The organism is Marinobacter shunpengi, assembly GCF_045449715.1.
Lineage (GTDB): Bacteria > Pseudomonadota > Gammaproteobacteria > Pseudomonadales > Oleiphilaceae > Marinobacter.
In genome coordinates, this window is the sequence record NZ_JBJJLA010000015.1 from 442245 (window position 1) to 465689 (window position 23445).

At 55.4% G+C, this 23445-nt stretch carries 21 protein-coding genes; 7 read left to right on the forward strand and 14 right to left on the reverse strand.

Annotated features, from left to right (window positions below; translation table 11 throughout):
• Window positions 1–263: 263 nt before the first annotated feature.
• The 6 genes from map to dapE are packed head-to-tail and all read left to right on the forward strand — an operon-like array spanning window position 264 to window position 7405.
• A complete protein-coding gene (gene map / locus ACJO3T_RS10050) occupies window positions 264–1034 on the forward strand; it encodes a type I methionyl aminopeptidase (protein ID WP_406964277.1) in 771 nt (256 codons plus the stop codon).
• Entirely contained in the window at window positions 1035–3683 is a 2649-nt protein-coding gene (locus tag ACJO3T_RS10055) for a [protein-PII] uridylyltransferase (protein WP_406964276.1), read from the forward strand. It begins immediately after the preceding gene.
• Window positions 3680–4879: a succinyldiaminopimelate transaminase gene (gene dapC, locus ACJO3T_RS10060; RefSeq protein WP_406964274.1), complete on the forward strand. Its 1200-nt coding sequence runs from the start codon at window positions 3680–3682 to the stop codon at window positions 4877–4879. Before ACJO3T_RS10055 ends, dapC begins: the two co-directional genes overlap by 4 nt.
• 3 nt (window positions 4880–4882) lie before the next feature.
• On the forward strand, window positions 4883–5227 hold the full coding sequence (locus tag ACJO3T_RS10065; protein ID WP_406964273.1) for an ArsC family reductase: 345 nt from the start codon (window positions 4883–4885) through the stop codon (window positions 5225–5227).
• Window positions 5228–5244: 17 nt separating this feature from the next.
• On the forward strand, window positions 5245–6273 hold the full coding sequence (dapD, locus tag ACJO3T_RS10070) for a 2,3,4,5-tetrahydropyridine-2,6-dicarboxylate N-succinyltransferase (RefSeq protein WP_406964272.1): 1029 nt from the start codon (window positions 5245–5247) through the stop codon (window positions 6271–6273).
• Between the two features lies 1 nt (window position 6274).
• Window positions 6275–7405 carry a succinyl-diaminopimelate desuccinylase gene (gene dapE, locus ACJO3T_RS10075; RefSeq protein ID WP_406978408.1) on the forward strand — a complete coding sequence of 377 codons (1131 nt, stop codon included), beginning with the start codon at window positions 6275–6277 and terminating at the stop codon, window positions 7403–7405.
• Window positions 7406–7474: 69 nt separating this feature from the next.
• Here the strand turns inward: dapE and ACJO3T_RS10080 are convergent, their stop codons facing one another.
• On the reverse strand, window positions 7475–8026 hold the full coding sequence (locus ACJO3T_RS10080) for a cold-shock protein (RefSeq protein ID WP_406964268.1): 552 nt from the start codon (window positions 8024–8026) through the stop codon (window positions 7475–7477).
• A 147-nt stretch (window positions 8027–8173) separates the two neighbouring features.
• Here ACJO3T_RS10080 and ACJO3T_RS10085 point away from each other — a divergent pair, with 147 nt between their 5' ends.
• On the forward strand, window positions 8174–8410 hold the full coding sequence (locus ACJO3T_RS10085; RefSeq protein WP_406978409.1) for a SlyX family protein: 237 nt from the start codon (window positions 8174–8176) through the stop codon (window positions 8408–8410).
• Window positions 8411–8425: 15 nt separating this feature from the next.
• On the opposite strand, the gene ACJO3T_RS10090 is transcribed toward ACJO3T_RS10085, so the two are convergent.
• The 13 genes from ACJO3T_RS10090 to ACJO3T_RS10150 all read right to left on the reverse strand — a co-directional run bounded on the left by ACJO3T_RS10090 (window position 8426) and on the right by ACJO3T_RS10150 (window position 23444).
• A complete protein-coding gene (locus tag ACJO3T_RS10090) occupies window positions 8426–8809 on the reverse strand; it encodes a hypothetical protein (protein WP_406964264.1) in 384 nt (127 codons plus the stop codon).
• On the reverse strand, window positions 8781–9770 hold the full coding sequence (locus ACJO3T_RS10095; protein WP_406964263.1) for a hypothetical protein: 990 nt from the start codon (window positions 9768–9770) through the stop codon (window positions 8781–8783). The genes ACJO3T_RS10090 and ACJO3T_RS10095 overlap by 29 nt, the downstream gene beginning before the upstream one ends.
• A gap of 273 nt (window positions 9771–10043) precedes the next feature.
• A complete protein-coding gene (locus ACJO3T_RS10100) occupies window positions 10044–11450 on the reverse strand; it encodes a mannose-1-phosphate guanylyltransferase/mannose-6-phosphate isomerase (RefSeq protein ID WP_406978410.1) in 1407 nt (468 codons plus the stop codon).
• 220 nt (window positions 11451–11670) lie between these two features.
• Entirely contained in the window at window positions 11671–12033 is a 363-nt protein-coding gene (locus tag ACJO3T_RS10105; RefSeq protein WP_406978411.1) for a histone-like nucleoid-structuring protein, MvaT/MvaU family, read from the reverse strand.
• Window positions 12034–12258: 225 nt separating this feature from the next.
• Complete coding sequence (locus ACJO3T_RS10110) at window positions 12259–14025, reverse strand: SLC13 family permease (protein WP_406978412.1); 1767 nt, start codon at window positions 14023–14025, stop codon at window positions 12259–12261.
• A gap of 177 nt (window positions 14026–14202) precedes the next feature.
• Window positions 14203–14817, reverse strand: coding sequence for an adenylyl-sulfate kinase (gene cysC / locus ACJO3T_RS10115; protein WP_406978413.1), 615 nt, complete (start codon window positions 14815–14817; stop codon window positions 14203–14205).
• A gap of 113 nt (window positions 14818–14930) precedes the next feature.
• Entirely contained in the window at window positions 14931–16862 is a 1932-nt protein-coding gene (locus tag ACJO3T_RS10120; protein ID WP_406978414.1) for a polysaccharide biosynthesis protein, read from the reverse strand.
• 159 nt (window positions 16863–17021) lie between these two features.
• Entirely contained in the window at window positions 17022–17579 is a 558-nt protein-coding gene (locus ACJO3T_RS10125; RefSeq protein ID WP_406978415.1) for a sugar transferase, read from the reverse strand.
• Window positions 17563–18522 carry an NAD-dependent epimerase/dehydratase family protein gene (locus ACJO3T_RS10130; protein ID WP_406978416.1) on the reverse strand — a complete coding sequence of 320 codons (960 nt, stop codon included), beginning with the start codon at window positions 18520–18522 and terminating at the stop codon, window positions 17563–17565. Before ACJO3T_RS10130 ends, ACJO3T_RS10125 begins: the two co-directional genes overlap by 17 nt.
• 62 nt (window positions 18523–18584) lie before the next feature.
• Window positions 18585–19679 (reverse strand): glycosyltransferase family 4 protein, encoded by a 1095-nt coding sequence (locus tag ACJO3T_RS10135; RefSeq protein WP_406978417.1) that lies wholly within the window; start codon window positions 19677–19679, stop codon window positions 18585–18587.
• A 92-nt stretch (window positions 19680–19771) separates the two neighbouring features.
• The gene (locus ACJO3T_RS10140) at window positions 19772–20917 is read right to left on the reverse strand and encodes a hypothetical protein (RefSeq protein ID WP_406978418.1); all 1146 of its coding nucleotides are present in this window, start codon (window positions 20915–20917) and stop codon (window positions 19772–19774) included.
• A gap of 851 nt (window positions 20918–21768) precedes the next feature.
• Window positions 21769–22629: a hypothetical protein gene (locus ACJO3T_RS10145; protein ID WP_406978419.1), complete on the reverse strand. Its 861-nt coding sequence runs from the start codon at window positions 22627–22629 to the stop codon at window positions 21769–21771.
• Window positions 22611–23444, reverse strand: a complete 834-nt coding sequence (locus tag ACJO3T_RS10150; RefSeq protein WP_406978420.1) for a sulfotransferase domain-containing protein — start codon at window positions 23442–23444, stop codon at window positions 22611–22613. Before ACJO3T_RS10150 ends, ACJO3T_RS10145 begins: the two co-directional genes overlap by 19 nt.
• Window position 23445 lies beyond the last annotated feature (1 nt).

The window sequence follows — 23445 nt, forward strand, 5'->3', positions numbered from 1 at the left end:
GGCACCCTGGAACAACGTGCTGACGCGTGTGTGATTTATGCCGACGCCCCGACACAGGTCGAGGTTCGCATTTCGGCGGCGCGTTTATACCATAAAACCCACCTCCGGCGCCAGCTTTTCCGCACTTCCTTGTACCTGTACAGCCAGCCCCTTAAAATAGCCTATCCGCCCGGCAGTCGCCTTCCGGTGCCCGACTGGCACAAGCCTTATTCAAGACGACGGTATACGCCCGGGGCGACGCCATTCATTTACCAGGAAGTCCAATGACAGTAACCATCAAGACCCCGGAAGAAATCGAGAAGATGCGCGTGGCCGGTCGCCTGGCGGCTGAAGTGCTGGAAATGATCGACGCCCACATCAAGCCCGGCGTCACCACCGAGGAACTCGACCGGATCTGCCACAACTACATCGTCAATGAGCAGAAGGCCATTCCTGCCCCTCTGAACTACAAGGGTTTTCCCAAGTCCATATGCACCTCCATCAACCATGTGGTGTGCCATGGCATCCCCTCCGAGAAGAAGGTGCTCAAGGAGGGCGACATCATGAATATCGACGTCACCGTGATCAAGGACGGCTACCACGGCGACACCAGCAAGATGTGGATCGTGGGCAAGCCCAAGCCCGGCTCCGAGCGCCTGATCCGCATCACCCAGGAATGCATGTACAAGGGCATTGAACTGGTGAAGCCCGGCACCCGCCTGGGGGATATCGGCCACGTCATCCAGGAGCACGCCGAGAAGCACCGCTACTCGGTGGTCCGGGACTTCTGCGGCCACGGCATCGGCAAGGTCTTCCACGAGGAACCTCAGGTGATGCACTACGGCCGTCCGGGTACCGGCATGGAACTGAAGGAAGGCATGATCTTCACCATCGAGCCCATGATCAACCAGGGCAAGTATCACACCAAGGTGCTGGGCGATGGCTGGACCGCCGTCACCAAGGACCACAAGCTGTCCGCCCAGTGGGAACACACCATCCTGGTGACCGCCGACGGCCATGAGGTGCTGACCAGACGCCAAGAAGAGTCGCTCTGAGTGGACACGACCGCCTTCGCCTACCAGATCGCCAACGCCCCCTCTCCGGTGCGGGCGGCCAGGGAATTGCTGCGGGAGGCCTATGAGGCCGACGCCGATGCTTTCCGCAACGGCACCGATGTGCGGAAACTGGTGAAGTCCCGGGCGGATACGGTCGACCTGGTACTGCGGGAAATCTGGAGCCGCTACGACTTCTCCCGCTCCGGTGACATCGCCCTGCTGGCCGTGGGCGGCTATGGCCGGGGCGAGCTCCATCCCCATTCGGATATCGACCTGCTGATCCTCACCCGCAATGGCATTGATGATGCCTGGCATGAAGACCTGGGCGCCTTTATCACCCTGCTGTGGGACCTGAGGCTGGATATTGGTCACAGCGTGCGCAGCCTTGAGGAATCCAAACAGGCCGCCCGTGACGACGTCACCATCCTCACCAACCTGCTGGAAACCCGCACTATTGCCGGCCCCGAAGAGCTGAGGACGGAACTGAGCCGGGCGATCTATTCCGACAACGTCAGCAGCGACCGCAACTACTTTAGTGCCAAGCGCGAGGAACAGCTCAAACGCCACCAGAAGTACGGCGACACCGAGTACAACCTGGAACCCAACATCAAGGCCTCGCCAGGCGGCCTGCGGGACATCCAGAACATCGGCTGGATCACCAAGCGCCATTTCGGCCTCGACACCATTGCCGACCTCACCCGGTTCAGCGTTCTGACCGAGGAAGAGCACGACGTGCTGCTGGAGGGGGAAAACTTCCTCTGGCGTCTGCGCTATGGCCTGCAACTGATCGCCGACCGCAACGAGAACCGGCTGCTGTTCGACCACCAGCGCGCCCTCGCCGACATGCTCGGCTACCGGGACAAGGGCCGCAAACTGGGTGTCGAGCAGATGATGCAGGCCTACTACCGCACGGTGCTGGCCCTGGCGGAGCTGACCGATGTGATCCTGCAGTACTACGACGAGGCCATCCTGCAACGGGATCAGGAGGCGAAGATCCAGCCCCTGAACCGCCGGTTCCAGATCCGCGACCAGTATATCGAGGCCATCAACACCCAGGTGTTCGCCTACGCCCCCTACGCCATCATGGAAATCTTCCTGCTGATGGCCCAGCACCCGTCCATCAAGGGCATCCGGGCGTCTACCATCCGCGCCCTGCGGGCACACCGCCACCTGATCGACGACCAGTTCCGCAACGACCTGGCGGTCACCTCCCTGTTCATGGAGCTGGTGAAGACCCCCCACCCGCTGGACGAAACCCTTTCCCACATGAAGAAATACAGCGTGCTGGGGCGCTACCTGCCGGAATTCGGCCAGATTATCGGCCAGATGCAGTACGACCTGTTCCACATCTACACCGTGGACACCCATACCCTGCGGGTAATCCGCAACATGGTACGGCTGGGCAACCCGGAGAGCCGCACGGAGTTCCCACTGGCCTCACGCCTGGTTCACCAGCTCCCGAAACCGGAAGTGCTCTACCTGGCCGGTCTCTACCACGACGTGGCCAAGGGCCGCGGCGGTGACCACTCGGAGCTGGGCGCGGAAGACGCCGAAGCCTTCTGCCGGCGCCATCACCTGGGCGAGCGCGATACCCAACTGATCGCCTGGCTGGTGGAGAACCACCTGCTGATGTCCATGACCGCCCAGCGCAAGGACATCTCCGACCCGGACATCATCAACGAATTCGCCCGGGCCGTACCCAGCCAGGTGCACCTGGACTACCTGTATGTGCTGACTGCCTGCGATATCAGCGCCACCAACCCCAAACTGTGGAACACCTGGCGGGCGTCGCTGCTGCGCCAGTTGTACGTGGAAACCAAGCGCGCCCTGCGCCGGGGCACGGAAACCCCCTTCAACCGGGAGGAATGGGTCAAGGCCACCCAGTCGGAAGCCCGGGAGATCCTCCAGGCCCAGGGCATGACCGACGAACAGATCGATGCCATCTGGGACACCCTGGACGAGGAGTACTTCCTCCAGGACTCCACCGTCGACATCGCCTGGCAGACCGCCGCCATCATCCGTCACGGCGACGATCCGGATCCGCTGGTGCTGATCCGCGACACCCGGGGCGGCCCCACCGATGGCTACTCCCATATCGTGATCTACGTGAAGGACCGGGTGGCCCTGTTCGCCGCCACCACCGCGGTGCTCGAGCAGCTCAATCTGAACATCGTCGACGCCCGCATCAGCGTGGCCAGCAAGGGCCCCTGGTCCATCAGTTCCTACGTGGTGCTGGACGAGCAGGGCCAGCCCCTGGGCAAGGACCCGGCCCGCAAGGAGCGGGTCCGCAAGCGGCTGGTGGAGGAACTGGACGACCCGGACGACTACCCGGACATCATCCAGCGCCGCACGCCCCGGCAACTGAAGCACTTCTCGTTTCCAACGGAAGTCACCCTGTCCAACGACACCTTCAACCAGCGCACGGTTATCGAGGTAATCACCCCCGACCGGCCGGGGCTGCTGGCCCGGGTTGGCCGGGTGCTGCTGGAACACCGGGTCCGCCTGACCAACGCCAAGATCGCCACCCTCGGTGAAAGGGTGGAAGACGCCTTCTTCGTCACCGACGAGCACGGCTGGCCAATCCGCGACCCGGAGGTCTGCCAGACCCTCCAGGACGACCTGCGCAACATGCTGGATAACACTCAATGAATCCCAACCTGTCCCGACTACACCCCTACCCGTTTGAAAAGCTCGCCCGACTCAAGGCCGATGTGGTGCCGCCGGAGCACCTGGACGCCATCTCCCTTGGCATCGGCGAGCCCAAGCACCCGTCGCCGGAGTTCGTCAAACGGGTCATCGCCGACAACCTGGACCGCCTGGCCAACTACCCCACCACCGGGGGCATGCCGGAACTGCGCCAGGCCATCGCGGACTGGGCCACCCGGCGCTTCCACCTCACCCCCGGCACCCTGAAGGCGGATGGCAACGTGGTGCCGGTGAACGGCACCCGGGAGGGGATCTTCTCGTTCGTGCAGGCCGCCGTGGACAACACCCGACCGGCAACGGTGGTGAGCCCCAATCCCTTCTACCAGATCTACGAAGGGGCCGCCCTGCTGGCCGGCGCCACCCCCCACTACCTGCCCTGCGACGCCGGTAACGGCTTCATACCGGATTTTGCGGCGGTACCGGACGAGGTCTGGAAAGACTGCCAGATCCTGTTCCTGTGCTCACCGGGAAACCCCAGCGGCGCCGTCATCCCGAGGGAGACGCTAAAACAGGTGATCGAACTGGCGGACCGGCACGATTTCGTTATTGCGTCGGACGAGTGCTACTCCGAACTCTACCCGGACGAGGCCAACCCTCCGGAAGGCCTGCTGCAGACCTGCGCCGCCCTGGGCCGGGACGACTACGCCCGCTGCGTGGTGTTCCACAGCCTGTCCAAGCGCAGCAACCTGCCGGGCCTGCGCTCCGGCTTTGTGGCCGGTGACGCAAGCATCCTCAAGGAGTACCTGCGCTACCGCACCTACCACGGCTGCGCCATGCCCATCCACAACCAGCTGGCCAGCATCGCTGCCTGGCAGGACGAGGACCATGTGAAGGAGAACCGCGCCGCCTACCGCGCCAAGTTCGAAGCCGTGGTGCCCATCCTGAAGCAGGTCATGAACGTGGATTTCCCGGGTGCCGGTTTCTACCTGTGGCCCGAGACGCCCATGAGTGACGAAGCGTTCGCCCGAGATCTCTCCGCACAGCAGAACGTGCATGTGCTGCCGGGCCGTTACCTGTCCCGCACCGTCGACGGCTATAACCCGGGAGAAAACCGGGTAAGGATGGCGCTGGTGGCACCGCTGGAGGAATGTGTGGAGGCGGCCGAACGGATTGTGCGGTTTCTGCAAAAACAGGATTGAACCATGAAACTCTACGGCATCAAAAACTGCGACACCGTCAAGAAGGCCCGCAAATGGCTGGACGAGAACAACGTCGCCCACGAATTCCACGATTTCAAAAAAGACGGCCTGGACGAAACCCTGCTCTCCCGCTGGGAACAGGCCATCGGCTGGGAGGCCCTGATCAACCGGCGGGGCACCACCTGGCGCAAGCTGCCGGAAGAGCTTCGTGATACCATTGGCGCCCAGACCGCCCACGAGATCATGCTGGACAACCCGTCCATCATCAGACGCCCGGTGGTGGAGAGCGGTGACGAGGTAAGCGTCGGCTTTAAAGCTGACGAGTGGGAACAGAGATTCAAGAACTGACTTCAGAGGAGCACCAGATGAGTTTTGCATTCGGAATTGGCATCGGCACCCAGAACCAGAAGAGCGAGTGGCTGGAAGTCTACTACCAGCAGCCGGTCCTGATGCCGGATAACGAGCTGATCGAGGTGGCCTCCAACACCCTGGGCTACCAGGGCGGCAACCAGGCCATCGAGGCCTCCGCCGACCAGCTCAAGGCCTTTGCCGAAGCCCTGGGCTCCACCTCCCAGACGGACCAGGCCGCCCTGGCCCGCAAGGCGGCTGACAGCCGCAAGCCGGTATCCGTGACCATCCTGCAGACGGATGACTCCGCTACCAGCACGCCAGAGGTGTACCTGAAGCTGCACCTGCTCTCCCACCGGCTGGTCAAGCCCCACGGTGTCAAACTGGACGGCATCTTCGGGCTGCTGCCCAACCTGGCATGGACCAACGAGGGCGCCATCGACCTGGACGAACTGCCCGAGCGACAGCTCCAGGCACGCCTGGCAGGCCGCATCCTGGAAGTGAAGTCCGTGGACAAATTCCCGCAGATGACCGACTACGCGGTTCCCCGTGGCGTGCGCATTGCCGATACCGCCCGGGTACGTCTGGGCGCCTACGTGGGCGAAGGCACCACGGTCATGCATGAAGGCTTCATCAACTTCAACGCTGGCACCGAAGGCACCAGCATGATCGAGGGCCGTGTATCCGCCGGCGTGATGATCGGCAAGGGCTCCGACCTGGGCGGCAGTTGCTCCACCATGGGCACCCTGTCCGGTGGCGGCAACATCATCATCTCCGTGGGCGAGAATTGCCTGCTGGGCGCCAACGCCGGTATTGGCATCCCCCTGGGCGATCGCTGCACCGTGGAAGCGGGCCTGTACATCACCGCCGGCACCAAGGTGGCCCTGCTGGACGACCAGAACAACCTGGTGGAAGTGGTCAAAGCCCGGGACCTGGCCGGCAAGACCGACCTGCTGTTCCGCCGCAACAGCCAGACCGGTGCGGTGGAGTGCAAAACCAACAAGACCGCCATTGAACTGAACGAGCAGCTGCACGCGAACAACTGATATGGCCCTCTCCCCCACCCTTGAACTCGCCATGGACCTGATCCGCCGTCAATCGGTCACTCCCGATGACGCCGGCTGTCAGGAACTGATGATATCCCGCCTGGCGCCCCTGGGCTTCGCGGGCGAAAACCTGCGTTTTGGCGAGACCGACAACCTCTGGGCCCGTAAGGGCTCGGACGGTCCTCTGTTGGCCTTCGCCGGACATACCGATGTGGTGCCCACCGGTCCCGAGAAGAACTGGACCCACCCTCCCTTCGAGGCCGACATCCACGATGGCTACCTCCACGGACGGGGCGCGGCGGACATGAAAGGCAGCCTGGCCGCCTTTGTCACCGCCTGCGAGCGGTTCGTGGAGAAGAATCCGGACCACCGGGGCTCCATTGCCCTGCTGATCACCAGCGACGAAGAAGGCCCGGCCCACGACGGCACCGTCAAGGTGGTGGAGACCCTGGAGGCCCGGAACGAAAAGATCGACTGGTGCCTGATCGGAGAACCGTCCAGCACCCATGAGGTGGGGGACATCATCAAGAATGGCCGTCGCGGCTCCCTGCACGGCTACCTGACGGTACACGGCGTGCAGGGACATGTGGCCTACCCCCATATGGCGGAAAACCCCGTGCACACCGCCGCGCCGGCACTGGATGCCCTGGCCAACGAATTCTGGGACAGCGGCAACGACTTCTTCCCGCCCACCACCTTCCAGATCACGAAGATCGAGGCGGGCACCGGCAGCAACATCATCCCCGGTGAACTGACGGTGCACTTCAACTTCCGCTACTGCACGGAGAACACCGCGGAAAGCCTGGAAGAACGGGTGGTCGCCATCCTCGACCGGCACAACCTGAAATACGACCTGCAATGGCACCTGAGCGGACGCCCCTTCCTGACGGACCGGGGAGCCCTGGTCACCGCCACCCAGAACGCCATTCGCCGGGTAACCGGGCGCGAGACGGAACTGTCCACCTCCGGCGGCACCTCCGACGGTCGCTTTATCGCCCCGACGGGCGCGCAGGTGGTGGAACTGGGGCCGCTGAATGCGACCATCCACAAGGTGGACGAATGCGTGAAGGCGGAAGACCTGGATACCCTGTCCGAGATCTACGAACAGGTGCTGGTGGAGTTGTTGGGATAGAAGGGGGCGGGCAGCACAGAAACTGCGGTAAACAGCCCCTCTCTCTCCAGGGGAGAGGGGCTACTACGGTCAATCCAGGGTAGAGACGTTATCCGCCTGCAACCCCTTGGAGGCTTCAACCACATCAAAACGCACGGCCTGCCCCTGACGCAGGACACGGCGACCGCGGCCACGAATGGCACGGAAGTGGACAAAGACTTCGTCACCGCTCTCGCGGACAATAAAGCCAAAGCCCTTCTTGACGTTGAACCACTTCACGGTGCCTTCCTCGACACCTTCCGGACCGAAATCGTCCTCATCGTCGTCCTGGTCGTCGTTACGCTGGGGACGAGGGGGCTGGTTGTTCCTGCGTTGCCTGGACGCGGACCCGGATTTGCGCTCGCTGACCAGCACGGTCAGCACACCGGCAATGGCAAACAGCACGAACGTGATGACATAGGCGGCGATACCCTGGGCACTACCCAGGACAAACTGAGGACTGCCGGCCAGCTCACTGCTGCCATATTGTGAAAGGATAAAAAAGACTTCCGGGGTGGTGTTAACAAGGATAAACCCCAGAACCAGCGGGGCGAGAATCGCAACCAGTACCGCTGAAAGAATTGCTCTTGCTGGATTACGCATGGATAAAACAGACTCCGTAAGATCATGGATCACAGTTGTTGAGATAACCTTTTATCCGTCGGACACGTGCCAAAACCCGACACCCCGGCGAATAAAGCGGGCATAATAGCAGATTCACCACAAACCTGACCAAAGCGTTCCACACCTATGGCGAACACCGACACAAACGCGACAGAAAAACTCATGGCAAGAATGGATGAGCTGGAAACCCGGCTGGCTTTCCAGGATGAGCTGATCAACACCCTGTCCGATCAGGTCGCACAGCAGGAACTGGATATCCGCAAGTTATGGGAGGCGAAACAGCACCTGAAAAAACAACTGTCGGAGATGTCGCCATCCAATATAAAAGGGGAAAACGAGGAGACTCCTCCGCCGCATTATTAATGCCGCAGAGTTGACTTAATTCCACACCACCAACTGCTCACCCCGGCTATCCAGCCGCCACCATTTCTCTTCCTGGACCGGGTCGCCCTCCTGCCATTCACCCTGGCTGCAGCGAATTTCCGTTTCCAGGGTTCGCCAGGCGCTGCGGGCGCAGTCCAGGTCGGTGGTCCAGGGCAGGTCTTCGCCTTCCAGCACGACTGAGCTGAAACGTTTGCCGAAGGCATCGGCATAGACACTGATGCGGACCAGGTGGTCGGCGTAGCGGCCCTCACCCTTGTAGAGGCCGGGCTTGTTGCCGAAAGGTGTCAGGGGGACAAGGAGCTGGTCGAAGTTGGCTTCCAGCCAGATGGTCAGGCGGGCGGGGTCAAGGTCACGAACGTAGATTTCCAGATCCTGCACTGCGGGCGCCTCCGGGGACGTTGGTTGGAACATGCAAGTCAGGATAATCGCTTGTGCCGGTTATGGATTCAAGCTCTGCACGGACATCGTCCGGGAAAACCTGCCGCAGGGTGCCCCTGGCCTGGCGCTCCAGCCAGTCCACTTCCGCCGCCGTCAGTTCCAGGGACAGCTGGGACAACTGCCGCTCAAGCTCTTCCACCGGCTCACCGGTTTCATGGTTGGCTTCAATACGCTGGGTCAGGGTATCCAGTTCCGCCAGCAGGCGGCGGCATTCCGCCGGCCCTTCCTCGGCGATGACCGACACACGGGCGGCGGCCCGCTCCATCCACTCCACCACCTGGCCCGGCGTTGCACGGTAATGCAGGCCCGACGTTGCCAGCCCCATGGCGGCATCGGTGATCCGCACCTGCCAGCGCGCCTCGATCACCGGCCGATGCGCCACCAGGATGGCGTGATTCTGGGCATGGCTGCTGGCCGGCAGGTCATGACGGATCAGCGATCGCCCCATCAGGCGCTCCATACGGCGTGCAGCCACCGCATCATCGTCCCGCTCCGGGCTCAGTAACAGCAGGGGGCCGATATAGTTGGACAGCAGTTGGCGGGCGGGGTGATCGGGCTCCGCCATCAGGGCCATCAGGTCGGCGGGGGACAGGTTGTCCAGGACGAGGGTAGGCAAGGTGCCCTGCACATGGTTCGTGTAGCCCTGGAGCTGCTCCATGATCTCCAGAGTTTCCTGCGGGTTGCGCAGGTTCGCCAGGTAGAAGTCCGTGCGCATAGCAGGCATCAGGGCATGCAGCCAGGCGGTCTTGCCCGCTCCCCGTTCCGCCGTCACCCACATCAGGCCATGGGGCGAGGAAGCCAGGGCGACCGCCAGGTCATCGGCCAGCCGATACCAGTTGGCATCCGTAATCACCACCGGATTAGCTGTACGCCCGGTTGCAGGCACCTGCCCCAGTCGCATATAAAGCACCCTCGTTCCAAGTTCCGGAGGGGACGCCAGGATCCACCTGCGTTAAAGCAGAGAATCCACTGCAGGCACCAACCCGGCCCGAGCCCCTGTGAAACCCCGAAAGTACCGTTTGTAATCGCCAGGGTCGCTCGCCGTCGTCACATTTCCGGCAAAATATCAGAAAAAATAGAAACTCAGGTTACAAAAACAGGAACCCCGTCACATTTTCCTCCCGAAAAATACGACGGGACTAAGAGGCACATTCCGGAAAGAAGTCAGTGAAGTCTAGACGCGATTGTAGGTATCTTCAAAGCGAACGATATCATCTTCGCCAAGATAACTGCCGGTCTGCACCTCAATCAACTCCAGGGGGATAACACCGGGATTGGTCAGCCGGTGGGTGACACCGAGGGGGATGTAGGTGGACTGATCCTCGGTCAGAAGAAGCTCGTCCTCCCCCCGCTGGACCTTGGCCGTACCCGTCACCACAACCCAGTGTTCCGCGCGGTGGTGGTGCTTCTGCAATGACAGGGAGGCACCGGGGTTGACGGTAATCCGCTTGACCTGGAACCGCTCCCCCTGGGCCACGCCCTCATAGGTTCCCCATGGCCGGTGCACTTTCTTGTGAAGCTTGTATTCCGGGCGCCCCTGCTCTTTCAGGCGATTCACCAGCTTCTTCACATCCTGAACGCGATTGCGGTCCGCCACCAGCACCACGTCGTCGGTTTCCACGATCACATGGTCGCTGACTCCCAGGGCGGCAATCAGGCGGCCTTCGGAATGCACATAGGAACCGGAAACGTCCTCCAGGATAACGTCGCCATGACAGGCGTTGCCGTTCTCGTCCTGGGGCTGGATTTCCCACAGGGTCGACCAGGAGCCCACATCACTCCAGCCCGCATCCAGGGGCACCACGACAGCGTCCCCGGTGTGCTCCATAACCGCGTAGTCAATGGAATCATCAGGACAGGCGGCGAAGGCCTCCTTATCCACCCGGGTAAAGTCCATATCCCCCTTGCGGGCGCCATAGGCCGCTCGGCAGGCTTCCAGAATGGCCGGCTGAAAGCGCTCCAGTTCTTCCAGGTAGCGCCCCGCCGAGAACAGAAACATACCGCTGTTCCAGTAATAGCCACCTTCGTCCAGATACCGTTGGGCGGTTTCCTCGTCCGGCTTCTCCACAAAGGCATCCACGTTGGACCAGGTACCCCGGCTACCGCCAGCACGAATATAGCCATACCCGGTATGGGGTGAGGACGGCACAATGCCGAAGGTGACCAGCTTGCCTTCACGGGCCGCATCGGCCCCGGCGGCTACGGCCCGGGAGAACGCCTGCTCGTCCTTCAGCACCTGGTCCGAAGGCATCACCAGCATGAGTTCATCCGGGTTCTCCTCGGCCACGGCCAGTGCCGCCAGTGCAATGGCCGGTGCGGTATTGCGCCCGACCGGTTCCAGGATGATACCGGCGGTCCGGTCAGAGGCCAGTTGATGCAGGTTCGCCGCCACCACAAACCGGTGCTCTTCATTGGTAATGGCCATGACGCGTACATCAGCGCCCAGCTTCAACCCCCTGGAAATGGTATCCGACAACAGGGACTCGTCTGACACAACAGGAATAAACTGCTTGGGGTAGGCCTCACGGGAAAGCGGCCACAGGCGGGTTCCGGAACCACCAGAGAGAATGATCGCTAGCATGACAGGTCCTTATCAGGTCGAATGGGGATCTTTCATAATTGTCCCTGAATTCCGCTGGCATCTCAAAGCCGAAAATCTGAAACCTGTATAACAATACGGAAAGGAAACAAGCAATACATCCAGACACCCGACACACTGGCAGGATAGCGAGGGAGAAACACCAGGAACAATAGGGAGGATCAGCCCGGGGATTTATCGCCCGGGCTAACAGACAGCCGGCTTAGTTCTGTTGCCAGCCCTGTACGGCTTCCTTACCGTACTTCTGACGCCACTCGTTCAGCGTCTTGTGGTTGCCGCCACGGGTCTTGACCACTTCACCGGTGTGCGGGTTCTTGTAGGTCTTCAGGGGGCGCTTGGCACGGGTGCCGCCGTCGGCCTTGCCGGTCACCACGGAAGGATCAATGGCGCCGAGGATCTGCAGCACATCCTTCGGGGACTTCTTGTACTGGTCCATCAGTCCCTTGATCTTGTTTTCGAACTCCAGGTCACTTTTCAGCGCCTGGTCCTGTTCCATCTTGTTCAGTTCATCAGACAGCTTTTCCAGAAGCTGTTTCTTCTGGTAGTAATCGTTGATATTCGCCATGTAAATTCAACCTTTTTTAAACTGGAGATATTTTGCAGGTTTTCCATTTCCATCCCTGAAACATCAGTAATCATAAATCATTACTTTCAGGGATTAAAGATATTCGTCACAGGGCGAAAATGAAGAAAAAATAACAAAAATCAGCGATCACAAATAGCGGGAAGGAAATAGGCCAACGGAAACCTTTAATCAGGATCGGCCAGTATCGACTGAAACCGTCCGCGTTCAGAATCCCCACACCAGGGGAATTAACAGAACGGCCGTTGTCCCCACCAACAGACTCAGGGGAACACCAATCCGCATATAGTCGGTGAACTGATAGCGACCGGGACCATAAACCATAAGGTTGGTCTGGTAACCAAGGGGCGTGATAAAACTGGCGGACGCCGCAAACATGACCGCGACCGCAAAGGGGATGAAGTTGACGCCAAGCTGTTCCGACACCGCCAGGGCGATTGGAAACATAAGGACAGCCGCCGCGTTATTGGTAATAACCTCCGTAAAGGCCGCGGTCAGCACATAAATAAGGGCGAGGGCCAGCCAGGGCGTCAGCGTTCCGAAATTCAGCAGGCTGCCGGCCACCCACTGGGCCGCGCCGGTCTCCGACATAGCCGTACCCAGGGCAAATGACGAGGCGATCACCACCAGCACCGGCAGATCCACACTCCGGCGGGCCCGGCTGGCGGTAATGCAACGGGAGGCAATCATGGCACCCGCAGCCAGGAACGCCGCTTCCAGGATACTCAGCAGGCCGGAGGCACTGACCACAACCATGGCCAGCAGAATACCCAGTGCCAGGGGCGCCTTGCTGAAATCCGGGGGGGTGGAATCGTTCAGGGCACTGACCAGCAGGAAATCCCGGCGGAACCGGTACTGCTCCGCAAACTCCTGGCTGGCTTCCAGCAACAGGGTATCGCCCATCTTGAAGCGGATATCCCCCAGCTTGCCGGGCACACGCTTGCCCTCCCGGGACACCGACAGGATGGCTGCATTGAAGCGGGAGCGGAACCGACTGTCGCGGACCGTCTGCCCCAGGGCCGAAAACTCCGGCCCCAGCACCACCTCCACCAGGCAGCGCTGATGATTGGCCAGGTCCAGCTTGTGGACGCCACCGTTAGCCGGCTTGAGTCCCTGGATGCGCCTCAGTTCGCTGGCACACTCCGGGGCGCCGACAAAGTAGAGCTTGTCGCCGGGCTGGAGCATCCGGTCCGGCTCCACGGCGGTAATCAGCCGCCCCTTGCGGTCAATCTCGGTCAGGTAACCATAATTCAGTGAGCGCAGGCCCGCCTCGGCAACAGTGCGGCCCACCAGCGGCCCTGGGCTGACGACCTCCACTTCCACGCCATATTCCCGGACCGCCTCCAGTTCCTCATTCAGGCCACCCCTGTCCGGCAGCAGGCGGGTGGCAAACAGCACCAGGAAAAGGCCGCCAACCACCAGCAACGGAATCCCCACCCAGGCCAGCTCGAAGAGTCCCAGGTGAATATCCAACCGGCTCTGCAACAGCCCGTCCACCACCAGGTTGGTGCTGGTGCCGATCAGGGTACAGGTGCCACCGAGTATGGCGGCATAACTGAGGGGAAGGAGCAACTTGGAGGCAGGCAGGTTCAGGCGCTGGGCCCAGTCCTGGACGGCGGGAATAAACATCGCCACCACAGCGGTGTTATTCATGAAGGCACTAAGCACCCCAGTGGGCCCGATCAGACGTGCCTGGGCGCCGGAGGCGCTCTTGGGATGGCCCAGCATTCGCCGGGCGATCCACTGCACCGCCCCGGTTTCCTTCAGGCCCGCCGCCACCACGTACAGCGTCGCGATGGTGATCACGCCCGGGTTGGCAAACCCCGCCAGCGCCGACGCGGGAGTCAGCACGCCCGTGATTACCAGGAGGATCAACGCCCCCATCAGGATCAGGTCCGCCGACACCCGGGTGGCGACCAGCGCCCCCAGGACAGACACCAGCAGGACCAGCGTAAAGATGGCTTCCCACGCCATGGAAATGAAACTCCCGAACCGTATCCGTGTGCGTAAAAACTCCCTGCCTCATCCGGACGAGAGTCGTGACTGTGCACCAAAAGGAATAGCAAACACCCTTTTAATAACCAGGGCGCACACAGTAAACCGTTAAACCCGCCGAATGCCAAATACGGAATGTGAATAAGGTAATGAACGTCAGGCGGATTGGCCGTTCTGGAAGATCAGCCCCCGTTCCAGCAGGTAGTCGATCAGGCTGTCGACACAGTCATCAACCGTCATCTCGGAGGTATCCAGGCAAACCTCGGCCCGCTCCGGGGCTTCATAGGGGGAATCGATACCCGTGAAGTGCTTGATCTGCCCTGCCCGGGCCTTCTGATACAGGCCCTTGGGATCACGCTCCTCACAGGTGGCAAGGGGCGTGTCCATGAAGACCTCGATGAACTCGCCGGCGGGAAAGAGGTTACGCACCATGCGACGATCGCTGGTGAAGGGGGAAATAAAGGCACTGAGCACAATCAGCCCGGAATCGGTAAACAACTTGCTTACCTCACCGATGCGACGGATGTTCTCCACACGGTCACTGTCGGAGAACCCCAGGTCCTTGTTCAGACCATGGCGCACATTATCACCGTCCAACAGGAACGTATGATAGCCCCGATGATGCAGGGCCACGTCCAGGGCATTGGCAATGGTGGACTTGCCGGAACCACTGAGCCCGGTAAACCACAGCAGGCAGGGCTTCTGGTGTTTGATTGTGGCGCGCTCGGCGCGGGTGATCTTATGGTTGTGCCAGACGATATTGGAAGACAAGGGGGGATCCTGAACTGAAATGAATTACGGTATAAGATTATAGGTATTTGTCATATGGGCCGCAAATAGCGGTGAAGATCATCACGAATGGGCAGGCTCCGCCCTGTTTTTTCTTATGCTCCCAAACGACGAACATCACCTTCCGGCTTTACTTCCGGCAGGGCGGAATGGCACCACACCAGGTCCGCCACCTCGCCATTGGGCGCATAACCGGTGGGGGCCTCGCGGATCAGTTCCGCAATACGGGCACAGTCGAAGTTCTGGCTGGCAAGGGAAAGCTTCTTGAGGAGGGATTCCACGTCCACCCAGGGCATAGACGCCTCCCGGGCCATCATGATGCGGGGGTGGCTGGTGCCTTGCGGGTCATCGCCGATGAGCAGTTCCTCATACAGCTTTTCACCGGGGCGCAGGCCGGTAAAGCGAACCTCGATATCACCATCCGGGGTTTCCTCCGTCTTCTCCGACAAGCCCATCAGGTGGATCATCTTGCGGGCCAGGTCGACAATCTTCACCGGCTCGCCCATATCCAGCACAAACACCTCACCGCCCTGCCCCATACTGCCGGCCTGCAGGACCAACTGGCTGGCCTCCGGGATGGTCATGAAGTAGCGAATGATATCCGGGTGGGTCACCGTTACCGGGCCACCATCACGGATCTGGTCCCGGAACAGGGGCACCACCGAGCCCGAGGATCCCAGCACATTGCCGAACCGGACCATAGTGAAGCGGGTATCTGACTGGCGTTCCGCCAGCCCCTGGAGCACCAGCTCCGCCAGGCGCTTGCTGGCCCCCATGACGTTGGTCGGGCGCACGGCCTTGTCGGTGGAGACCAGCACAAAGCGCTCCACGCCGGTTTCAATGGCCGCTTCCGCCACATGCCAGGTGCCGAAGGTGTTGTTCTGCACCCCTTCGATGATGTTGTGCTCCACCAGGGGCACATGCTTGTAGGCGGCGGCGTGATAGACCGTGTGCACCCCGAAGGCACGCATAATCGCCTCACATCGGCGACGGTGAATCACACTGCCAAGGGCCGCGTGAAGCTCCACGCCAAGGTCCTCAATGGCGTTGATCGAACGCAACTCCCGCTCGATGGCATAGAGGGCGTACTCGGTCTGCTCGAACAGGATAAGACGGGCCGGCCTCTGCCGCAGGATCTGACGGCACAGTTCGGAACCGATGGATCCGCCGGCACCGGTTACCATCACCGACTTCTCAAAGAGACTGGAGGCCACCAGGGCGCTGTCTGGTGACACGGGCTCACGGCCCAACAGGTCTTCCAGCTCCAGGTCGCGGATGTCGTTGATGCGGGCGCGGCCAGACACCAGTTCCGACATACTCGGCACGGTCTGCACCGGAATCGACAGCGACTCCAAGTCCCGGAGCAACTGCCTGCGGTCCAGGCGTGTATCCGGGTCCAGCGCCAGCAGCAATCGTTTTGCCCGATGTTTGCGGATGCCTGTCTCAATATGCTTTATGCCATACACCGGCAACCCATGGATCAGGGTGTCGTGATTGGCCCGGCGATAGGTGACGAACATCATTGGCTGATACTGCATCCCCTGCCGCAGGGCCTCTGCCAACTGAATCCCAGTCTCCCCAGCCCCCACGATAGCCACCGGCTCCTTGTTGCGCTGCCTCGGCCGCCCCACCAGCATACGTATGCCCATGCGCGTACTGCTAACAAAGATAAAGGCCAAAGCCCCGTAGATGATGGGAACGGAACGGGGCACGAACACATTCAACAGATAGGCCAGGGCAATCAATGTAAGGGCAGAGCCCCCCACCCCGATACTGATGGTGACAAACGCCTTGTCACTGAGGTACCGAATAATCGCCCGGTACAGCCCCAGCTTCACAAAGATAACCAACGACACACCCACAGTAAGACCACACACCAGCAACTGGTCCGTACTGGGCAACCAGGTGCTTTCCTCCAGCCGCAAGGCAAAAGACGCCCACAGCGCAAAAGAAAGGAAAACCGTGTCCGACAGGACAGAGATCAGACGTTTTTTGTTACGGGAGAGGTTCAGGAATGCCTGGAGCATTGATATCCCTATGCCAATAGGAAGTGGTTGTGGAAAGTCTAGATCAATCTGGCGGGGTTAGTCGTTGAATTTATGTAACCTGTTACATTATCCCGCGTTCTAACATACTGCCGCCTACCGCTCTGGGTATCAGGCTTATTCTTCTATAGCCACACTGGATCAATCTCGTCCCGGCACCCGGTCTCCGCTCCCCTTTCCGGCAACGGTCATAAAAATGTACCGGAAATAGGCGCCAATAGTCAGGTTCTCGAGCATCTTCTGGTCGGTTTCAGCCAATAACCTAGGGGTGGACATATCGATATCATTCACCTGCGCCAAACCTGTAATGCCAGGCCTTGCGGACAAAACGCCCCTCAGTTCACGTTCGTCAATCAACTCTTGCTGATTGAACAAACAGGGCCTGGGGCCAACCAGGCTCATCTCACCCTTCAGGACATTCCAAAGCTGGGGCAGTTCGTCCAGCTTGGTGCGGCGGAGAAAGTGACCGAATGGTGTAATCGAATCGGCGCTTGCCAGGTGGCTGGCGACGGAAGCGGTATCCTTGCGCATAGTGCGAAATTTAATTAGCGTAAAAGCCTTCTTATTCTTCCCAACCCTTTCCTGTCGAAAAATGGGTGACCTCGTATCAAGAAAACCAATAAACATCAACACCAACAATATCGGTGAAGTAATAATCAAACCAAATAACGACAAAGCAATATCAAATAAACGGTTCATTCTGATAACACATCCTGAGAGATTCCCGTAAGGTATATGGCGGCCTCCAATTAAGCTCCTTGCGCGCGTACTCATCATCTACTGTCAGTGAGTCAAAAAGCTTATTATACATACCTTTCTTACCAATAACGATGGATCCTATCATTAGTAGGAAACGAGGAAAATAGAACAAGCGAACGCTCTGTCCAGACATCTCGCCTATCATGGCGAGAAATTCCGAAGTAGACACATCTTCGCCATCACTAACAATGAAAACCCCGCCTCTCGAATCATTATTTAGCAGGCATTGCTTTAAAAAATCGACCAAGTTCCATACCGAAATAAATGAACGATTATTTGAAATATTTTTTAAAGGCAGCGGAACACCCTTACTGACAACTGAATTCAGAAAGCCAAAACTTCCTGGCGCTTTGGGCCCATAAACTAACGGAGGACGAACAATAGTAAAGGACATAGCTGTTCCCCTACACAGGAATTTCAAGCAGTTTTCTGCTTCAAACTTAGACTCCGCATATAAATCTTGAGGGGCAGGGACATCCTCCACTGAAAAAGGATCACAGCTTGATGCCCCATTCACCCCAATCGAACTCAGAAATACGAAATGGCGAACACCAGCCTCTAACGCCTGTTTCGCCAGCTGTTCTGTGCCTCGAACATTAACTTCTCGAAAAATATCTGGATTCGAGCTGCGACCGCTTTTCCCGTGAGCAATACCAGCTAGATGCACTATTACATCAACGCCGAAAAGAGCCTCACTCCAATCAGTGTTTCCATCAATATTCCCAACCGTGCATACTTTGACATCTTCCCCTTCTGATATTTCAAAGCTGCCTCTACATGCAACAATCACCTCAAACCGACTGTCGCAAATTATTGCATTAAGCATGAACCGACCAATAAAGCCATTTGCGCCGGTCAAAAGAACTTTAGTTCTTTGAACCATAAATCCTTCTACCTGTAACCTGTTAGCAGCGAAAAAACATTAAACTTTAATGATTTCCCCTATTACTGGAGCAGTCTTTGATACTGAACCAAAGTTTGGCTAGCCATCCTCTCAAACGTAAAATTTGACTCGAATAGCCGTCGCCCCTCTTTACCCATTTTAGACCTGAGAGAAGGATCTAAAATAGTACACCGGAGTCGGGACCTAAGGTACTCAGCATCCCCCTTCGGGATAAGGAACCCGTTAACACCATCTTTAACCGCTTCTGGAATGCCCGCAACATCGGATGCCAAAACGGGCAAGCCGGCCCTCATGGCCTCAAGAATACTCCTGGGAAATCCCTCCCAATTAGTAGATAGCACGAATACATCCGAGCCTGAAAGTAACTCTGGAACATCTTTTCGCCTACCTAAAAACTCAACTCTGTCAGAAATATTCAACTTCTTAGCTAAACTTTCAATATTCGGCTGAAGAGGACCACTTCCTACCAAAGTCAACGTCCAAGGAAGGTCTTTTTCCAACCCGGAAAGAGCATAGATTAACGATCGATGATCTTTTTGCTCCTCGAAACGAGCGATCATAATAAACCGAACAATTTTATTTTGTCTTGGTTCAACATATGGCAGATTCGGCATCCCATTATGAACTGCTACGATGGTACGATCCGTGCCAATACCTCTTTCAAGAGCCAGCTCTTTATCAGATTCGCATACCGTTATAACCAAGTTTGAAATTTTTTCTAAGATCCGCTCAATAAAAGCGTATATTTTCGATTTATGCTTACCAACACCATCCGTAAAAGACCAGCCATGGGCCGTAAAAATGCAGGTCGTCCGCGAAAAAAAAGCAGCAATGCGCGCTAACACCCCGGCTTTTGCCGAATGTATAGATATAAGATCAGGCTTATATCTCACAAAAACAAACAGTAAATGAATAAAGGCCACAAGGTCTTTTATAACACTAATATTCCTACCCAACCCATAAATTGGCAAAACATTAACCTCCGCTTCGTTAAGCCAATCTATGTAAAGTCCATTCCCTCCAACCAAAACTTTAACCTCATGCCCTTGCTGGCCCATCCAAACAGCCATATCTCTAACATGGACATGAGCACCTCCAACCTCATCAGATCTTGAGATAACATAGAAAATTTTCATAGATAAAACCAGCCAGACATAAAAAAACCTAGACCTCAACCTACATTTAGACTTACACGACCATCGAACCTACACCAATCCGGCTAAGATTCTCAGCCTCCGCCTTTTCTAAAAGACCAGACAAAAAGGTAGACTAGATAAGGAATCAAACACACAAAGACCAAAATCCTGAACATTCCAGCGAGCTCGTAGAACTCCATCCTATGGATATAAAACAAAGCATAAAATGAAAAGACAAAACCAAAGACTCGAAATATTATATCCCGAGATGATAATAGCTGGTTAATGAACCAAAAAAACAAGATGAAATATAAAAACAAAATAACAATGGAGAACATACCGAATATAGCATAAAGTTCACCAAGTAGATTTCCTGCAATTCCGTAATCCAAGTCACCAAATACCTGGGACTCTAACTTTCTACCTAGTGGATTAAGCTCTATCCCTACCCAGCTCCGGTGAATTGGCGTAACAAAGATCAGCCCTGGCAACAAGTGCGATAAACTTAACGAGAAATTGTGTTCAAGTATCAGAAAAAGGTTGCCTTGAACAATAGCCGACTCAGATAACGCAAACACTTTCCTAACAAACTCAAAATTTATAAACCGATAAAAAAATTCATAATAATCGCCAGCATGAAGATGCACATATGAATATTTGTAAACGAGAACAAAATACAACAAAAACAAACCAAGAACAAAATAACCAAGCTTCCGCACCAACCTTAAATCACCTAAATTAAACATAAATGCCAAAACATTCGAGAACAAAAAAAGCGCAAAAAACTCTCTACTACCTAATGACAAATCAAAAAAAACAAAGCCGGCCGGGAGAACAATCCACCGGTATTTTTTGGCTAAAACAAGCAGGACACTTGAAAAAATAGCTGAAATCAAATAAAAACTATATAAAAAAGGTTTACTATCAACGAAATCCGATCTGCTAGAGAAACTAAACAACTCTGGCGTCATGAATAGCAAGACTATAAACCAAGCCGTTGCTGATACGAAGAATATCGAAGCAAGCAACAAAAGTCTTTCTTGCTGAAACGTTCTCTGCACTGACTGTGCAACACTGGCTCTCCTGGAATACCGAGGCTTGAATAGCAGCTCATTCAACATAAGTGCGGACGCAAACGCTATACTAAAAAGAAAATATATTTGATATTGCGACTCAGGCACATCGACAATTAACTTACCCTTACCGTTAATGACTGGAACAGTCGCAAAACCTAACATGACCGTAGCCAGATACAAGAAAGAGGAAAAGTAGAAAAAAGTATAGGAGTCCACCCTACGCTTTTTAAGAATCAGATAAAGACCAGTTGACAAAAACGTAAGCAAGAAAAAATAGAAATACAAAGATTACCTCATTATCTCATCAACAAAATCTCTACCACTAATCCTAGGCATTGCCATTCTGTTGAAAATGCGGCTATCGGTCGCAAAAGCACACTCATACCCTCCAAGCTCAACCACTCTTCTACTAATGCCTGAGCTATGTCCATAGGGGTATGCATACATATTAATAAAGTATTTCTTAATCCTTAAATTACGTTGAGAAAGTAGCACCTCCAAAATCACAGAAAGTAAGTTAAATGTAGTGTGCTTTATATGCTTAGCCCCATGCGCCCCCAATCTTAAATTACCGTTAAGGCGGTTATATAAGAGATCCATTTCCTTTTCTATTATGCTCCTGCAGCGATATCTGTCTTTAAGAGCAATCTCAATTAACCATCGAAATAAGTAGCCAGAGTTCTTATACAATAGGCGAAGCTTCCTGTGCTTCCCATGCATTCTCACCTCATCAGTATAATATCCCCTTAAGAGCGACTCAGATGAAGAAAATATCGTAATAGGGATATTTAAGGCTGCTAGCTCTTTGGACCAATGGAATATCGAATAATCTGCATCATCAAATGTAATAGATATGCATGAAGAGTCATCGTCCGTCGACATGTAGTCCATTAATGGCAAAATCTCAATTCGCTCCGAGCGAAGATGGCTAATCATATCGATGAACTCAGAAATGGCAACATCATCGGCAACACATTGGGCCTTGCTTTCGACCAGTCTATGAAAGTATAAAATCATATTTTTTTACTTAAAATCCATCTTATGCACATAAATAGCGAACTAACGAGGTGGCCGGTAGCCCAAAACCGGCGATCAGCAAGAAACTCTTCCAGATCTTTATTAGTTAACTGATCAGCGGTACTGAACTGGTGCTTGTTATCAAGTGTAGATAGTAAATCAGTCTCGTTAGCTTTTTTTGCCGCATAAAAACCTAAAATAAACAATCGTCTCTGCAAAAAAAGTTCATCATTTCTTACTAAAGCTTTCCTAACATTATTTAATAGGTCAAACTGCAAGAATCGACCAGGAAGTTTCCTAATCCCTCCTTCATCGCTAAAAAACTTAAGCCCTCGGTGTAAACCGTAATAGAAAGCTTGTGAGTCACTAGGATCAAAGCAATGATCGATATCTTCCCTAAAATAAAGCCTTTCAATTACCTTTTTCCCTTGAGTCAATTCAGGGTCAGGATCAACATATATTTTGCTTTTTCCATCTAGATCATTCCACTTGACTTTATCGGTAAATACATGCATGCCGATGATGTATGTTCGGGAAAGTGCATCGTATACCGGAATCACCAGATGTGAAAGATAGTTTTTGCTACTAAAATACTCCTGTAGCTTAAGAAAGAAATATGCTGACACTTTCATATCGGCATCTAACTTTATAAAGTGAGTAAACTGAAAACGATTTTCCATTATTTTACGAAAAACCGCACTATCAGCCTCAAATCGATTTACTCCTGAAAGGATGATATGCTCAACAGAGCCACTAAAATTTTCTGCGGCATTAACTACTGACTGCTTGCACTCTTCTAATTCGTTCTCTCCCGATTGTAGCGTTATAACAAGCACTCTCAACGCTCGTATCCCCATTCTTTACACATATCTCTATCCAACAGGTCAGATAGTTCTCGAACATCATCCCTGGTAACGTCATAGACCTTCCTCTTAAAGTCGTCAGTCAGCCCATCAATAATCGATGATGTATCTACAGTTCGTTTAGATCCCTTTCCAAGCACTTTATTCTTTAGCCTGATCGACAGATCCAATAAAGACATTCGTTTCAGAATGCTGATCAACATTGACTTTCCTTTCCCTCTCTTCACCGTCGCCTTGTTTATTTTCAGACGCGCAGAAGGCGGCTCAAAGTTGAAATCATCAACCCCAATAAACTTGTACATCTCTTTTAAGAATTCACTAGAGTTGACTTTAAGGTCATCATATACCTGAACCAACACATTTTCCTTACCGAACAATTCAAATAAATCACTTACTCTGTCGCCATATAGCGACGTCTCTATCCATGAATTAAATAGGTCATAGTTTTCGAAGACTTCCTCGATCTCATAATTTATAGCGCCTTTCTTTTTTTCATGCCAATAATGCGAAACCATTCGCTCTAAAGGATTCCGCACACATATAATTATCTTGGCATTTTTATTATATCTTTTAATGCGCCTCAACGCGGCATTAGATCTAATATAGGAGGGTGTGGTTTCGACATGTATACCCGTCCGGCCCTTGGGATACTTGTTTTCAAACCAAGCTAGCCCTTCGGGAAAGTTCATATCGAAATAATGTATCGCATCTTTACTAGGGACAACGATCTCCGGATGCTCTTGCAAACAATGATAGGCCCAGGTAGTCGCTGTTTTTTGTGGACCAACATGAAAAACATCAACTCTCATT

Bases quoted from the DNA above. Each gene is read 5' to 3' on its own strand.
- ACJO3T_RS10095 (WP_406964263.1), bottom strand. From the start codon at position 9,770: ATGCGACTGGGGCAGGTGCCTGCAACCGGGCGTACAGCTAATCCGGTG.
- ACJO3T_RS10125 (WP_406978415.1), bottom strand. From the start codon at position 17,579: ATGAACCGTTTATTTGATATTGCTTTGTCGTTATTTGGTTTGATTATT.
- dapC (WP_406964274.1), top strand. From the start codon at position 3,680: ATGAATCCCAACCTGTCCCGACTACACCCCTACCCGTTTGAAAAGCTC.
- ACJO3T_RS10140 (WP_406978418.1), bottom strand. From the start codon at position 20,917: ATGTTAGGTTTTGCGACTGTTCCAGTCATTAACGGTAAGGGTAAGTTA.
- ACJO3T_RS10085 (WP_406978409.1), top strand. From the start codon at position 8,174: ATGGCGAACACCGACACAAACGCGACAGAAAAACTCATGGCAAGAATG.
- ACJO3T_RS10110 (WP_406978412.1), bottom strand. From the start codon at position 14,025: ATGGCGTGGGAAGCCATCTTTACGCTGGTCCTGCTGGTGTCTGTCCTG.
- ACJO3T_RS10120 (WP_406978414.1), bottom strand. From the start codon at position 16,862: ATGCTCCAGGCATTCCTGAACCTCTCCCGTAACAAAAAACGTCTGATC.
- ACJO3T_RS10105 (WP_406978411.1), bottom strand. From the start codon at position 12,033: ATGGCGAATATCAACGATTACTACCAGAAGAAACAGCTTCTGGAAAAG.
- ACJO3T_RS10080 (WP_406964268.1), bottom strand. From the start codon at position 8,026: ATGCGTAATCCAGCAAGAGCAATTCTTTCAGCGGTACTGGTTGCGATT.
- ACJO3T_RS10065 (WP_406964273.1), top strand. From the start codon at position 4,883: ATGAAACTCTACGGCATCAAAAACTGCGACACCGTCAAGAAGGCCCGC.
- ACJO3T_RS10130 (WP_406978416.1), bottom strand. From the start codon at position 18,522: ATGGTTCAAAGAACTAAAGTTCTTTTGACCGGCGCAAATGGCTTTATT.
- map (WP_406964277.1), top strand. From the start codon at position 264: ATGACAGTAACCATCAAGACCCCGGAAGAAATCGAGAAGATGCGCGTG.
- ACJO3T_RS10135 (WP_406978417.1), bottom strand. From the start codon at position 19,679: ATGAAAATTTTCTATGTTATCTCAAGATCTGATGAGGTTGGAGGTGCT.
- dapD (WP_406964272.1), top strand. From the start codon at position 5,245: ATGAGTTTTGCATTCGGAATTGGCATCGGCACCCAGAACCAGAAGAGC.
- ACJO3T_RS10145 (WP_406978419.1), bottom strand. From the start codon at position 22,629: ATGGGGATACGAGCGTTGAGAGTGCTTGTTATAACGCTACAATCGGGA.
- dapE (WP_406978408.1), top strand. From the start codon at position 6,275: ATGGCCCTCTCCCCCACCCTTGAACTCGCCATGGACCTGATCCGCCGT.
- ACJO3T_RS10100 (WP_406978410.1), bottom strand. From the start codon at position 11,450: ATGCTAGCGATCATTCTCTCTGGTGGTTCCGGAACCCGCCTGTGGCCG.
- ACJO3T_RS10150 (WP_406978420.1), bottom strand. From the start codon at position 23,444: ATGAGAGTTGATGTTTTTCATGTTGGTCCACAAAAAACAGCGACTACC.